At 71.6% G+C, this 13,372-nt stretch carries 10 protein-coding genes and 1 pseudogene; 6 read left to right on the top strand and 5 right to left on the bottom strand.

Translation table 11 applies throughout. The annotated features are described in order from the left end of the window. Window positions 1-4: 4 nt before the first annotated feature. Window positions 5-1,345: an MFS transporter gene (locus NQU54_RS02195; protein ID WP_257629481.1), complete on the bottom strand. Its 1,341-nt coding sequence runs from the start codon at window positions 1,343-1,345 to the stop codon at window positions 5-7. A gap of 132 nt (window positions 1,346-1,477) precedes the next feature. Beyond that, window positions 1,478-1,813, bottom strand: a complete 336-nt coding sequence (locus NQU54_RS02190) for a winged helix-turn-helix transcriptional regulator (RefSeq protein WP_257629580.1) — start codon at window positions 1,811-1,813, stop codon at window positions 1,478-1,480. 134 nt (window positions 1,814-1,947) lie between these two features. On the opposite strand from NQU54_RS02190, the gene NQU54_RS02185 reads away from it, so the two are divergent. After that, window positions 1,948-2,835 (top strand): NAD(P)-dependent oxidoreductase, encoded by an 888-nt coding sequence (locus NQU54_RS02185; RefSeq protein WP_257629480.1) that lies wholly within the window; start codon window positions 1,948-1,950, stop codon window positions 2,833-2,835. Here the strand turns inward: NQU54_RS02185 and NQU54_RS02180 are convergent. The 3 genes and pseudogenes from NQU54_RS02180 to NQU54_RS02170 all read right to left on the bottom strand — a co-directional run bounded on the left by NQU54_RS02180 (window position 2,832) and on the right by NQU54_RS02170 (window position 8,002). Beyond that, window positions 2,832-3,950 carry a DMT family transporter gene (locus NQU54_RS02180; RefSeq protein ID WP_257629479.1) on the bottom strand — a complete coding sequence of 373 codons (1,119 nt, stop codon included), beginning with the start codon at window positions 3,948-3,950 and terminating at the stop codon, window positions 2,832-2,834. The genes NQU54_RS02185 and NQU54_RS02180 overlap by 4 nt on opposite strands. Before the next feature lie 97 nt (window positions 3,951-4,047). After that, window positions 4,048-5,607 carry a bifunctional phosphatase PAP2/diacylglycerol kinase family protein gene (locus tag NQU54_RS02175; RefSeq protein WP_257629478.1) on the bottom strand — a complete coding sequence of 520 codons (1,560 nt, stop codon included), beginning with the start codon at window positions 5,605-5,607 and terminating at the stop codon, window positions 4,048-4,050. 64 nt (window positions 5,608-5,671) lie between these two features. Next, a pseudogene (locus NQU54_RS02170) lies at window positions 5,672-8,002 on the bottom strand (glycosyl hydrolase family 95 catalytic domain-containing protein). 604 nt (window positions 8,003-8,606) lie between these two features. Between NQU54_RS02170 and NQU54_RS02165 the strand changes: the two are divergent. The 5 genes from NQU54_RS02165 (at window position 8,607) to NQU54_RS02145 (ending at window position 13,122) form a co-directional block, all read left to right on the top strand. Then, window positions 8,607-8,777, top strand: coding sequence for a hypothetical protein (locus tag NQU54_RS02165; protein ID WP_167459967.1), 171 nt, complete (start codon window positions 8,607-8,609; stop codon window positions 8,775-8,777). A 282-nt stretch (window positions 8,778-9,059) separates the two neighbouring features. After that, a complete protein-coding gene (locus NQU54_RS02160) occupies window positions 9,060-9,587 on the top strand; it encodes a helix-turn-helix domain-containing protein (protein ID WP_257629477.1) in 528 nt (175 codons plus the stop codon). Further along, complete coding sequence (locus tag NQU54_RS02155; protein ID WP_257629476.1) at window positions 9,574-10,338, top strand: ImmA/IrrE family metallo-endopeptidase; 765 nt, start codon at window positions 9,574-9,576, stop codon at window positions 10,336-10,338. Before NQU54_RS02160 ends, NQU54_RS02155 begins: the two co-directional genes overlap by 14 nt. Beyond that, window positions 10,331-11,515, top strand: coding sequence for an MAB_1171c family putative transporter (locus NQU54_RS02150; protein WP_257629579.1), 1,185 nt, complete (start codon window positions 10,331-10,333; stop codon window positions 11,513-11,515). The genes NQU54_RS02155 and NQU54_RS02150 overlap by 8 nt, the downstream gene beginning before the upstream one ends. A gap of 383 nt (window positions 11,516-11,898) precedes the next feature. Then, window positions 11,899-13,122 carry a cytochrome P450 family protein gene (locus NQU54_RS02145; protein ID WP_257629475.1) on the top strand — a complete coding sequence of 408 codons (1,224 nt, stop codon included), beginning with the start codon at window positions 11,899-11,901 and terminating at the stop codon, window positions 13,120-13,122. Window positions 13,123-13,372 lie beyond the last annotated feature (250 nt).

Raw genomic sequence — 13,372 nt, 5'->3', positions numbered from 1 at the left:
CCCGTCACACCGCCGTCGTCCGCTGCTTCCCCGGGGCGGCCGGGCCATCGGCGCGGTCCCGGGAGAGGGCGGCGTCGCGGGTCTCCCGCATGGTGAGGTAGACGATGAGCGAGACGGCCGCACACGCCGAGACGTACCAGTAGTACCCGGACTCCACACCGCCCTTCTTGAACCACAGCGCCACATACTCGGCGGTGCCGCCGAACAGCGCGTTCGCCAGCGCGTACGGCAGGGCCACCCCGAGCGCCCGGACATGGGTGGGGAACAGCTCCGCCTTCACCACCGCGTTGATCGACGTGTAGCCGGTGACGATGACCAGCGCCGCGAGCGAGAGCAGCAGCGCCCCGGTGAAGGTGTCGGCGTGTGACAGCGCGGTCATGATGGGCACGGTGCCCAGCATCGAGCCGAAGCCGAAGGTGATCAGCAGCGGACGGCGGCCGATCCGGTCCGAGAGCGATCCGGCCAGCGGCTGCAACAGCATGAACAGGAACAGGGCACAGAAGCTGACCAGCGACGCGTCGGACTTGCTCATTCCGGCCGTGTTCGACAGGTACTTGGTCAGATAGGTGGTGTACGTGTAGTACGCGACCGTGCCGCCCATGGTCAGCGCGATGACGAGCGCCGCCTCCTTGCGGTGGCGCAGCAGCTCGGCGATGGTCCCCCGCTCCTGGTCCTGGCGGGCGTCCTCCTCGGCGTAGATCTCGGTCTCCAGCAGATTGCGCCGCAGCCAGAAGACCACGGCCGCGCCCACGGCGCCGACGATGAACGGAATGCGCCAGCCGTAGGAGTGCAGCGCGTCATCGGACATGGTGTGCTGGAGCACGATCTGGAGACCGAGGCCGATCAGCTGACCCATCGTCATCGACACGTACTGGAAGCTGGAGACGAAGCCCCGGCCGCCGGGCCGGGACGCCTCGGTGAGATAGGTGGCGCTGGCCGCGTACTCACCGCCGACCGACAGGCCCTGGAGCAGCCGCGCCACCAGCAGCACGCCCGCGCCGAAGTAGCCGACCTGGTCATAGGTCGGGGCGATGGCGATGAGCAGCGCGCTGGCCGACATCAGCGACACCGTCAGGGTGAGCGCCGCCTTACGGCCGCGCCGGTCGGCGAACCGGCCCAGCAGCCAGCCGCCGACGGGACGCATGAAGAACCCGACCGCGAAGATCCCGGCGGTGTTGAGGAGCTGTGCGGTGTCGTTGCCCTTGGGGAAGAAGGCTCCGGCGAAGTAGGTGGCGAAACTGGCATAGACGAACCAGTCGTACCACTCGACGAGATTTCCGATCGAGCCGCCGAACACGGCTCGCCAGGGTGTGCGTGGTTGGCTCCGGGGAGCGCTGTCGGTCACGGGGCCTCCAAGTGAGCGGGGTGATCCCTCACCCCTACCCCGCACAGGGCCAGTTGGAAAAGGGATTCCGCGGCGGGGTCGCGCCCCTGGGCGACCTTCTCGGGCCGAGCGGCCCGGCGTCCAGCGGAGCGCTCAGCCCCGGCCGGTCTCCGCCAGCGTCGCCATCCGGCCCTTGCCCCAGGCGCCCAGCGGGCGCAGCGCCGTATTCAGCTCCTCGCCCAGCTCGGTCAGCGAATACTCCACCTTCGGCGGCACCACGTCGTAGCTCTCCCGGTGGACGATTCCGTCCGCCTCCAACTCCCTCAGCTGCTGTGTCAGCACCTTTTCACTCACACCGGGAACAAGCCGCTTCAATTCCCCGAAACGGCACCGCTGGTGATTGAGCGCCCAAATGATCAGCACTTTCCACTTGCCGTCGATCACATCCACGGCCGCGTCCAGACCGCAGACATACGGCTGCTTTTCCATGGCCCCCACTGACCTCAAGGTAAGTACGCACTTTTTAGTGCGTACTTGTCCACATTACCGCCGAGGAAGGAGTCTGTGATCGGCGCGCCGGACCCCTACGACAAAGCGGTATCGGAACAACTGGAGCAATGAAGATGAGCGAAACCCCCGTGACGGTGCTGGGCCTGGGCGACATGGGCACCGCGCTGGCTCGCGCCCTGGTCGGGGCCGGGCACCGGACGACGGTGTGGAACCGTACGGCCGCCAAGGCCGAGGCGCTCGCGGCCGAGGGCGCGCGGACCGCCGCCACGGCCGGTGCGGCCGTCGCGGCGAGCCCCCTGGTGGTGGTCTGCCTGCTCGACTACGACTCCGTACGGCAGGTGCTGACCCCCCTCGGGGAGGCCCTGTCCGGCAGGGCCGTCGTCAACCTCACCAACGGCACTCCGCGGCAGGCCCGTGAGCTGGCCGCATGGGCGGCCGGACACGGCGCCCAGTATCTCGACGGCGGCATCATGGCCGTCCCGCCGATGATCGGGACGCCCGCCGCCTTCCTCCTCTACAGCGGCTCGCCCGCCGCCTTCACGGCCCACCGGACCGTGCTGGACCTCTTCGGCGAGAGCCACCATCTCGGCGAGGACCCCGGCCGGGCCCCGCTGTACGACCTCGCCCTGCTCAGCGCCATGTACGGGATGTTCTCCGGCGTGCTGCACGGCTATGCCCTCATGCGGTCGGACGGGGTGGCGGCGGCCGACGCCGCCCCGCTGATGGGACGCTGGCTGACCGCCATGTCCGGGGTGGTGGACGGCTACGCACGGCAGCTCGACTCCGGTGACCACGCCACCGGGGTGGTCTCCAACCTCGCCATGCAGTCGGCCGCGTTCGTCAACTTCACCGGCTCCGCACGGGACCAGGGCATCAGCCCCGAACTGATCGCCCCGATCGGCGACCTCATGGCCCGGCGGGTGGCCGACGGCCATGGCCATGAGGGCCTCTCGGGGCTGGTGGAGCTGCTCGGCCGGGAGCGGCCGGGCGGCGCCGTCTAGGCGTGGTGCTGTAGGACGGCCTCGCCGCGGCCGGGCAGCCGGGGGTCGGGCTTCTCCTTGCCGGTGGGCTGGCGGGGGATCGGACGGGGGAGATGGAGCGGGGGAACGGGCTCGGCGGGGCCGCCCGGCACCGCATGCGGTCCGGATCCGCCGGGCTCCTCCGGAGCCTTTGGCCCGGCACCTCCGCCGGCGGCATCGCGCCCGTCCTGCCCGTCGGGTGCGAGGGTGTCCGGCCCCACGGCGGCCGCGACCCGCGCCTGAGGGGCGTCCTCGGTGGCCGCTTCGCCCTCGGCCTCGGCGTTGTGCACCGTCAGCATCACCAGGCCGGTGCTCGCGACGAGCGCCGCGACCAGGGCGAGCAGGGTGCCGGGCGCGCCGTGCCGGAAGTGCTCGCCCAGCGCCGCGATGCCGACCGCGGTGGCGACCACGGGATTGACCACGGTCGCCGTTGCCAGCGGTGAGGCCAGCCCGGCGCCCCGGTACGACGCCTGGGACAGCAGTACCCCACCCGAGGCCAGCAGCCCGATCGTGACCAGATTGGGCAGGGCGTCCTCCCACGCGTCCCAGGTCCACTCCACGGCCACGTTCTTGGTGACCACCGACGAGATGCCGAAGGCCGTCCCCGCGGCCGCCGCCAGCAGCACACCGCGGATCCCGGGCGAGCGCATCAGACGGGCTGCCCCGGCCAGCACGGCGATGACGGAGACCGTGATCACGATCAGCCAGAAGCCGTCCCGCTCGGCCAGCGACTGGGCCCGCGAGGAGCCGGTCAGCGAGAGCAGTCCGGCGAGCCCCACGGTGGCCAGCAGCGCGCCCCGCCAGCCGGCCGCGCCGACCCGGCGGCGGACGAATATCGCCGCCATCGGCAGGGCGAAGACGATCGTGAGAGCCCCTAGGGGTTGCACCACGCTCAGCGGGCCATAGGCCAGGGCGATCACATGGAGGACAGCGCCCGCCCCGTTGAGGGACACCGCGGTCCACCAACTCCCGCGCCGCAGCGGAGCGGACGCGAGGCGCGGCGTCGTGGCCGCGACATGCTCCTGGAGTATGGCTCCGGCGGCGTAGCAGACCGCCGAGGCCAGGGCCAGCAGCACAGACAGCGCGAGGGATGTCACGTCGCGGCCCCCTGGGCCGATCGGTCGTCGTCCATGCCCTCATCCTTGACGGTGGGAGGACCCCTCGTCGTCGTCCTTGAGCACAGACTTGCGCGTACTACTTGCGTAGTAGGGCCCTCCACCGATGGGGTGCCTTCGCGGCGGCCGTACGGGCCCGCTGGAGCAGCTCGTTCTGCGGCTCGGCGGGGCGGTAGACGGTGAGCGCCCCGGGCCACTTGTCGACCAGCAGCTCCTCCGCCGGGTCGGCGGCCACCTCTCCATCGTAGGCACGGCTGTCCACGTTGTGGAGGCCCGACAGGCGCAGTTGGCGCATCCGCCGAGTGGTGTAGACGTGCGACCGCCCGAGCGTGCCGGTGAGCGCCGCGATCAGCAGCCGGGTGCGGGCCAGCCGCTCCTCCCCGTCGATCGCCCGTACGTCGAGCAGTCCGCCGTCGAGCTGCTGACGGTAGGTGGGCGCGAAGCCCTCGGGGGAGTAGATCCCGTTGCCCGCGAACAGCATCCACAGCCGCCGCGACCGCCCGTTGACCTTCACCTCCATGGGGCTCGCGGTGCGCAGCACCCGGGTGAGCGCGACGGCGGCCGCGGGCCACTTGCCGAGCCGGCCCTCCAGGCCCTCCCGGATCCGCACCATCTCCGGGTAGAACCCGAGGCTGAAGGTGTTGACGAAGTGGCTGGTCCCGCCGCCTCCCGCGAGGGGGGTGGCCCGGCCGAGGTCCACGGCCACGGCGTCGCCCTCGGTCACGGCGTGCGCGGTGTCCTCGAAGGCCGGTACGCCGAGGTCCAGCGCGAAGTGGTCGAGGGTGCCGCCGGGGAACACGGCGAGCGGCAGCCCGCGTTCGGCCGCGATCGTGGCGGCCGCGTTGACGCTGCCGTCCCCGCCGCAGATGCCCAGCGCCCCGGCCCGGTCCACGGCGCGCTGGGCGGCCTGTCGGAGCAGGTCCATGAGGTCGTCGCCGGGCCCGCACTCCAGGATCTCCGCGCCGGGCAGCAGCACCCGCAGCTGCTCGGCGACCGTGAATCCGCCGGTGGTACCGGCCACCCCGGCCCGCGGGTTGACCAGGACCACCAGCCCCTCGCCCTTGGGCAGGGCGGGTGCCGAGACCCTCGGCCTGGCCTGCGCCGGGACCTCGGGGCGCGGCGGCCAGTAGCGGCAGGTGAGCGCGGCGGCCCCGGCGCCGAGGGCGATACCGGCCAGCACATCGCTGGGGTAGTGGACGCCCACGTACACCCGGGAGACGGCGACGGCGGCGGCGAGCGGGGCGACCAGCAGGCCGTACCGCGAGGACTCCAGGGCCACCCCGGTGGCGAAGGCGGCGGCGGAGGCCGAGTGCCCGGAGGGGAAGGAGCTGGTCCACGGCTGCCGGCGCAGCCGGCGCATCAGGGGCACCGTGTCCAGGACCGGACGCTTGCGCTCCACGGTCCACTTGACCACGACGTTCGAGACGAGCGACGCGGCGGCGAGCGAGCCCATCCCGCGCAGCGCGGCCCGCCGCGCGGTGCGGCCGCCCACCGTGGCGAGCACTCCGGCCGTGGCGAACCACAGCCGGCCGTGGTCGGCGGCCCGGCTGAGCCGGGGCAGCATCGGATGGACACCGCGGAGCCGGCTGTCCGCGACCCGCGCGAACAGCCGGCGGTCGAAGTCACTGATGCGTCTCATGCGTGATGGGTATCCCGGAACCGCGGTCGGCACGCGTCATCCGATGGCGCCCCGGGCCGGGGGATCAGGACGCGGGGAGCCCCCAGCGCGCCGCCGGCTCATCGGCTTCGACCGGGCGGACCGTCAGATCCGGGCGGTCGCCGTGGGCGGTGATGACGGCCTCCTGGCCCCGGGTGAGCGCGATCCGGATCGTTCCCGCGCCCACGGTCTCGTACGGCAGCCGCCGCCCCCGCGCGTCCCGCACCTCGATGGGCCCGTCGAGCGAATGCCGTACGACACACGGCGCGCCCGCCTCGCTGCGCAGCCGCACCCAGCGGGTCCGGCCGTCCTCGCGGGCGGCGCTCAGCAGGAAGGCGCCCTGGGTACGGAAGTCATGGACCACCAGTTCCCGCCAGGCGGCGGGCAGCGCGGGAAATACGCGAATGACGCCGTTCACCCCGCCCCAGCTCTGGCACACCATGTCGTGCAGCGACTGCGCGGCGGACAGCGGCGTCTCGATGACCGGCCCGGACTCCTTGTACATGGTGTTCGGCTGGATGAAGCGGCGCATCAGCTCACCCAGGTACCCGAGCGCGTCCTCACCACGCCCCATCTGGGCCGACATCGAGGCGGCGCCGGTGAAGGTGTAGCCCTGGAGCGCGCCCTCGAAGCCGACCCAGTGGTCGAGGGAGGTCTCGATCAGCTCGCGCTTCGCGGGGTCCTCCCAGGTGACCTCGTACAGCGGATAGACGGCGAGCATATGGGAGTAGTGGCGGTGGGACTTGGCGAAGGGAACACCCGCGCCGATCATGAAGCCGTTCTCGTCCACGGGGTACGGCGTGAGCCTCGCCAGCACATCCCGCCAGCGCGGCGCCGAGGGGTCGTCGACGCCGAGGAGCCGGGCCGAGTCCAGGAGGGTGGCACAGCCCCAGCGCAGCAGCATCAGGTCGTAGTTGCAGTCGGGCGCGTTGACGCCGTACTCGGGCGAGAAGGTGGCGGGCAGATGCAGCCTGCCGTCGCTGCCGGGGGCGAGGAAGTGGAGGTAGTAGGCGACGGCCTTGCGCAGCAGGGGGAAGACCACATCGCGCAGCACCGACTCGTCCATGGTGTGGCGGTAGGTCAGCCAGACGTTGTGCAGCGCCCAGGTGAGGTTGCCGACCTCGGGGGTGGGCGGGTCCTGGCCGGGGATGCCGACCGCGTAGCCGCCGCCTTCCACGCCACCGCCGTTGACCAGGTGGATGTCGGTGGTGCGGGGGATGCCCGCCGAGTCCTTGCGGTACGGGGTGTCGAGCTGGCTGGAGAGGTTGTCGCGGAATTCGCCGAGCGCCCGCGTCACCGCGTCGAGTTCCAGGTGGTTGGAGCCGTGGATCAGCCAGTACTCCAGCTGCACATTGAGGTTCCACCAGGTCGCGGGCCACGGGGTGGACTCCAGCCAGGGCCCCGAGGTGGCCATCACGGGGGCGTCGGCGCGCGCGGCCGCGGCCACCTTGTACAGCTGGATCCAGTAGAAGCGCTGTAGCCGGGCGTCGGGGAGGGAGAGGAAGCTCTTCCGGTAGTACGCGTGCACCAGGAGCGGTGGGCGGGCGCGAGGGCGTCGTAGGAGAGCGCAGAGGCGGACCGGATGTCCTTGAGCGCGCGGTCGCGCGCGGTGCGCCGGGGGTGGGAGTGGGCCACGGTGACGTACAGCGTCCGCCGCCCGGCGCGGGTCCGCTCCCGCCAGGCCGTCACATGCTGCCCCGGCGAGCAGCGGCTGCACGGCGGCCAGGACGCCGCCGTGGTCCTCGACCACGGCCGGGGGATTGCCGGTGTAGCCGTCGGGGACGGGTTTGAAGGCGACCCGCGGGCTGATGGCCTCGGCGGGGTGGAACACCCAGCGGAACGCGGCCTCACCGGCGCTCGGAGTCACCTCGATCGCCAGCACGGAACGGGAGTTGTGGACGAGGGCGCGCAGGTCGAGGGTGCCCTGATCGGTGGTGATGGTCCCGGTCAGCTCGGCGTCGCGCAGCCGCAGCCGCCAGTCGACGGCGGTGATGGCCCCGACCGGCTCCAGGGTGAAGTACCCGATGGGCAGCCGGGCGAGCCCGAAGAGGGAGCCGAACTCCGGCCGGTGGTCCTGGACCTCGCTGTGCTGCACATTGAAGCGCACCGCGTTCGCGCCGCCCGGCTCCGCGTAGATGCCCGAGCCGAGCAGGGCGTTCCCGAGGAAGGGGCCCTCGTACCAGGTCCGCGGCAGCTTCCGCCACACCATGTCGGCGTCGGCGAGGACCCTGGTCCAGGGGTCCTCCGCGGGGCGGGCGGCCGCGGCGGGTGCCCGCGGTCCGGCGGCGTACGCGGTGGCCGGGCCGGCGAGCCCGGCGGCGGTACCGGCGGCCACGGCGGTGCCGACGACGGTCCTTCGGGTGGGTGCGGATGACATGACGCTCCAGGGGGTGTGAACCGGGTGCGGGCGGTCTTCTGCGGGGGCAGCGGCGGCGGTCACGTACATGCCTGAGGTTCCTCGATCTGAACCCCTCGGGCATGATGCAGCCGCGTGAGGTAACGGGAACCCCTTGTGCGCCATAAACATCGGATGGACGGCGGCCACGCAAGGGGGAAATGGCGCCTTAGAGCTGGAGACGCGGTAAGACCTCGGATCTCCCGGCCCTGAAAGTGCTGTCGGCGCCCGCGCCACCACGGAGGCGATCACCGGGAGTCCGGACCGGATACGGTCCGTGAGCACGCGCCCGGTCGCGCCCGGTCGCGCCCGGCCACCGCCCATGGCGGCTGGGCGGGGCGGCGTACGGCCCTGCCGCGGTCCGACGGCCGTGTCGCCTGGGATACCGCCGTGTCCACCTGATGAGACGAGTTCGGCGGGCCTCGCACGTACCAGCTCACCACGGGAGGTTTTCGGCGGTCACCGGGGGTGGAACGCGGTCCGGTCGGCGGCTCGTTGTCCACTTCATGAGAATCGACGCGCGCCGCGTTCGGGCGCTGGTTAATCTGACGACAGATCCGGTTCAGCCGACACGAGGGAGTGTGCGGTGACCCCCGAACAAACACAGAGCGACGACGCGCCCGCCGATAGCAGCGGGCGGTTCGTGCAGACCGCGGAGGTGGGAAGTCTGGAGGTATGGGCGCGTTCCGCGCCGATCCGACTCGCCGGTTACGAGGACGACCTCGCCGAGCCCCACATCCTCCAGAGCGTGGACTGACGACCCGGCGCATGCGCTGGGACGCGAGGGAGGACACCGGTTCCCCGGCCGCGGCCGCTGGCAACAAGCGGACATCGCGGCCGTCGGCCGGCCGCCTCCCTCGCCCCACGGATCACCCTTTTGGCTCAGCTACCAACTGGTAGTTAAGTCGGTCGGCCCCCCGCGATCAGGAACCGGTCTGGTGCCCCGCGCGACGCTCATGGCAGGATGCATCGCGCGGCGTCGTCCGCCTTAACCAACCGTGAGGGTGCTGAACCCGGGAGCCGGCCGTGAGGGGGCGCAATGGCAGCGGATGCCGACAGGTCACCGGACGCGGCCGGCAGCCCGCTGGCGGAGCGGCTCAACTACCTGTTCACCACCATGCACCCGCCGGGCGCGCCGTACACCAACGCACACGTGGCCGAGGAGATCAGCGGCCGCGAGGAGTACGGCGGGGTGAGCCTGACCGAGCAGTATCTGTCGATGCTGCGCAACGGCAGGCGCACCAACCCCAGCCCGGATGTGCTGCGGGCGCTCGCCAAGTTCTTCGCCGTGCCCGTCGGCTACCTGCTGGGCGATCTGTCGCCTTCGCAGGCGGAGCGGGTCGAGGAGGAGGTACGGTTCCTCGTCGCGATGCGCGACAAGCGGGTCCGCAGCATCGCGCTGCGCTCCGTGGGCCTCCCGCCGGAAGTCCAGGACAGCCTCACCACGATCATCTCCCAGTTCCGGCAGCAGATGAACCTCCCGCCCGAACCACCCGGCCCGAACGGCGCCGGAGGGGCGGACGGTTCGGACGGTCCGGACGGCGGGGCGACGAATGGCCGTGGCTGACCCGCAGCTGTTCTCCTCCTGGCGGCGGACCGGATACGAGGGTGGTACAGGCATGCGAGTGGGCCGGATGCGGCGGCGGTGCAAGCAGCTCATCAAGGAGCTCGGGCTGCCCGCCTCGACCGATCTGCCCGGTCTGTGCGACCTGGTCGCCCGCCGCGTCGGACGCCCCGTCCAGCTGGTGCCGATGAGCCTGGGCGGTGTGGTCTCGGGCATGACCGCCTCCACCGACCAGGACTACTGGATCTTCTACGAGCTCAGGACGTCCCCCTGGCACCAGATCCACATCGTGCTGCATGAAATCGGCCATCTGCTGCTGGGGCACGAGCAGGACCCGGCGGTCACCGAGGACGCGCTGCGGATGTGGACGCCGTCGGTGGATGTGACCACCGCGATGCGCCGGCTGGGGATGACCCCGGACTTCGCCCGCCACCACTGCTACGACAACCTCACCGAGCGCGAGACCGAGGTGCTGGGCACCCTCCTGATGGAGCATGTGGTGCCCACCTCGCCGGACCACGGGCTGCCGCCCCAGGGCCGGGCGGCCGAACTCGCCGCGGCGCTCGGCCCGGCGCTGGGCCATGTGCGTACGGACAGGACCGACGGCGGCGACCGCGCCGGCAGGGCCCGACGCACGGACGGCACCGATGGCACCAACGGCACCCATGGCACCAACGGCACCGATGGCACCGACGGCACCGACCGCGACCACGGTGGCGTACGCGGTGAACCGGGTGGTGAGACCGGTGTTTGACCTCGTCTATCTGTGCTTCGGCGCCGCCGCCTGGACGATGGCCGGCTACAAGACCCGGGCCTGGTTCCGCGACCGCGCCAACGCCGATCTCGGCCTGGCGTGTGTGATGACCGCGGCCGTGGCGAATGTGTTCCTGCTCTCCGCGCCCAGCGTCTACCGCTGGTTCGACGGCCTGGTGGGCGTCGCCAATCTCGCGATGGTCTTCCTCTACTCCTCCGTCGTGGTGTTCGCCACCGGCGCCCTGGTGCTGCTGCTGCGCTGGACGGGGTCGGCGGTGCGGCCCGGCCTCGTGGTCGCCGCAGTGGCCGTGGCATGGACCGTGGCCATCGTCGCGTTCGCGGTGGGCCGCCCCGACGCCGTGGAGCACCCGCGCGACTTCAGCACCGCCTACGCCGACGCCCCCGGAGTGGTTCTCTTCCTGGTGCTGTATCTGGCCATTTTCGGAGCCGGTCTGGCGGGGCTCGGGATGCTGTGCCCGCGCTATGCCGCCACCCTGCGCGGCTCTTGGCTGGCCCGGGGGCTGCGGGTGCTGGCGGCCGGATGCTGGCTGGGGCTGGCGTACTGCGCCTGCAAGCTGATCGGTTTTGTCTTCTCCTGGGCGGGCCATGAGCTGTACTGGCTCTCCAATGGGGTGGCCCCGCTGACCGCCTCGGTCGCGGCGCTCCTGGTGCTGGCGGGTTTCGCCATCCCGGCCGTGGGCCCGAGGGCCTCCGCGTGGCGCCGCTTCCGGAGGCTGCGGCCGCTGTGGCGGGAGGTCACCACGAAGGCCCCCGAGGTGTCCATGGGGCACTCCCGCTGGACCGGCTGGTGGCCGTTCGCGGACCTGGAGTGGCGGGCCAACCGTCAGATGGCGGAGATCCGGGATGTCCAGCGCGGCGTACGGCGTCATGTGGAGGCCCGCGCGCTGGAGATCGCCCATGTCAAGGCCGGCGCGGCGCGACTCGACGATTGGCAACTTGCTGCCGTAGTGGAAGCGGCGGCGCTCAGACGCGGTTTGCTGAATCAAGCAGACGGACATGTGCCGGAGTCCGCGGCGGACAGCGTAGTGGTGGCGACGGGAGCCGAACTGGTGGCGGAGCATGAGCATCTCGCCCGTGTCGCCGACGTCTACCACCTGCCGCTGGTGGACGAGGTGCTCGCGGAACTGAGGGAGGAGACCGCCGCCCAGCGGCGGTGAACGGGGGGATCACAGACGAGGTGGCCCTGGACGGGGGTCGGGGCCGCCCGTGGCACAGGCGGCGCCGGGGAGATTCAGCCCCGGCGCCGCCTCCCGGCCACACCATTCGCCCCGGCGTGCGCATCACCTGGACGGGCTGGAACGGCCCACCCGTCCAGGCCCGGAGGACGCCGGCGCCTTGGGCCTGTCTGGGGTTGTGATCTGGGCTCGCGGGGCGTGGCACGCTCCCCCAGCTACCGCTGGGAGGTGCCCCCTCTCGCCGCGTTGCCGGAAGGTCCTAGTAGCTCCGCTACGAGGGCCTTCCGGCGCCTTGCGATCGCACGCACCACGCCCCGCTCCCTGATCCAGATCACAACCCCAGACAGGCCCTAGAGTCGGGAGCCATGCAGAACACCGCGAACGCCGCCGGAGCGGACGGCCCGGAACTCGTTGACACCGCCCCGATGATCGAGGACCTCCACCCGGCCCTCGCCCAGCTCCGCGAGGCCGGTCCGGTCCACCGGATCGCCGGTACCGACGGGCGCCCCGCCTGGCTGGTGACCCGTTACGAGGATGTGCGGCGGCTGTTCGCCGATCCGCGCCTCGCCCTGGACAACCGCCACGCCGCGCCGGGCGACTACAGCGGCTTCTCCCTGCCGCCCGCCCTGGACAGGAATCTGCTCAACATGGACCCGCCGGACCACACCCGGGTACGCCGGCTGGTGGTCAAGGCGTTCACCCCCGGCCGCGTGGAGAAGATGCGCGAACCGGTCCGGCGGATCGCCGACGAACTGCTCGACGCCATCGAGCCCGACGGCCGCGCGGACCTCCTCGCCGCCTACGCCGGGCAGCTGCCCATCATCGTCATTTGCGATCTGCTCGGCGTTCCGCAGCGCGACCGGCGCGACTTCCGGGCCTGGAGCGACGCCCTGATCACCCCCGATCCGGCGCGGCCGCGGGCGGCGAAGGAGGCGGTCGGCAGCATGCTGCGCTTCTACACCGGGCTGATCGCGAAGAAGCGCGCCGAGCCCGGGGACGATCTGCTCTCCGACCTCATCCGGGTCCGTGACGACGAGACCGGGGACGGCAGGCTCACCGAGGACGAACTGACCTCGCTCGCCTTCCTCATCCTCCTCGCGGGCTACGAGAACACCGTCCACCTCATCGCCAATTCGGTGCTCACCCTGCTCGACCACCCCAAGACCCTCCAGGAGCTGCGCGAGGATCCGAGCGGACTCGCGGCCGCCTTCGACGAGCTGGCGCGGTACGAGGGCCCGGCGTCGCTGGGGATCCGCCGCTTCCCGCTCGAGGCGATCGAGATCGGCGGTGTGACCATCCCCGCCGGGGAGACCGTGCTGCTCTCGGTGGCCTCTGCACACCGTGACCCGGCCCACTTCGAGGATCCGGACGGGTTCAATCCACATCTTGGCCGGTCCGGTCACCTTGCGCTGGGTCATGGCATCCACTACTGCGTCGGCGCACCCCTGGCCCGAATCGAGACGGAAATCGCTCTGGCCGCGCTACTTCGGCGTTTCCCGGGGCTTCGGCTGGACGTTCCGAGGGAGCGGCTCCGATGGCGGCCGTCGATCCGCGCGCGTGGCCTGATCTCGCTGCCTGTCGCATGGTGAAGCGGGGAGGGGAACACGTTTTTGATGCATAACCCCCCGCCGATGCGGTAAAAAGGTCTTCGAGCCCGCCCGGTGTGCATCCCCCGTCGCACCGGGCGGGCTTCTGTACGCCCGGGGCCGCCGTCCACGCGGGCCCCTGTATGCGCGAGGCGGTGTCGGCAACGGGCGAGGAGGCGGTCGTGGACATCCGGCACAGTCCGGCACAGAGAGTGTCGCGGACAACGGGCACGGTGGCCGTCGTCGGCAACGG

The sequence above is a fragment of the Streptomyces malaysiensis subsp. samsunensis genome, from assembly GCF_024519315.1.
Taxonomy (GTDB): Bacteria; Actinomycetota; Actinomycetes; order Streptomycetales; family Streptomycetaceae; genus Streptomyces; species Streptomyces malaysiensis.
The sequence above is the reverse complement of the archived record's forward strand: the minus strand, read 5'-3'. Positions and strand labels throughout refer to the sequence as shown.

Excerpts from the sequence above, each read along its gene's own strand:
- NQU54_RS02190 (WP_257629580.1), bottom strand. The coding sequence starts at position 1,813 with ATGGAAAAGCAGCCGTATGTCTGCGGTCTGGACGCGGCCGTGGATGTG.
- NQU54_RS02185 (WP_257629480.1), top strand. The coding sequence starts at position 1,948 with ATGAGCGAAACCCCCGTGACGGTGCTGGGCCTGGGCGACATGGGCACC.
- NQU54_RS02175 (WP_257629478.1), bottom strand. The coding sequence starts at position 5,607 with ATGAGACGCATCAGTGACTTCGACCGCCGGCTGTTCGCGCGGGTCGCG.
- NQU54_RS02160 (WP_257629477.1), top strand. The coding sequence starts at position 9,060 with ATGGCAGCGGATGCCGACAGGTCACCGGACGCGGCCGGCAGCCCGCTG.
- NQU54_RS02155 (WP_257629476.1), top strand. The coding sequence starts at position 9,574 with ATGGCCGTGGCTGACCCGCAGCTGTTCTCCTCCTGGCGGCGGACCGGA.
- NQU54_RS02145 (WP_257629475.1), top strand. The coding sequence starts at position 11,899 with ATGCAGAACACCGCGAACGCCGCCGGAGCGGACGGCCCGGAACTCGTT.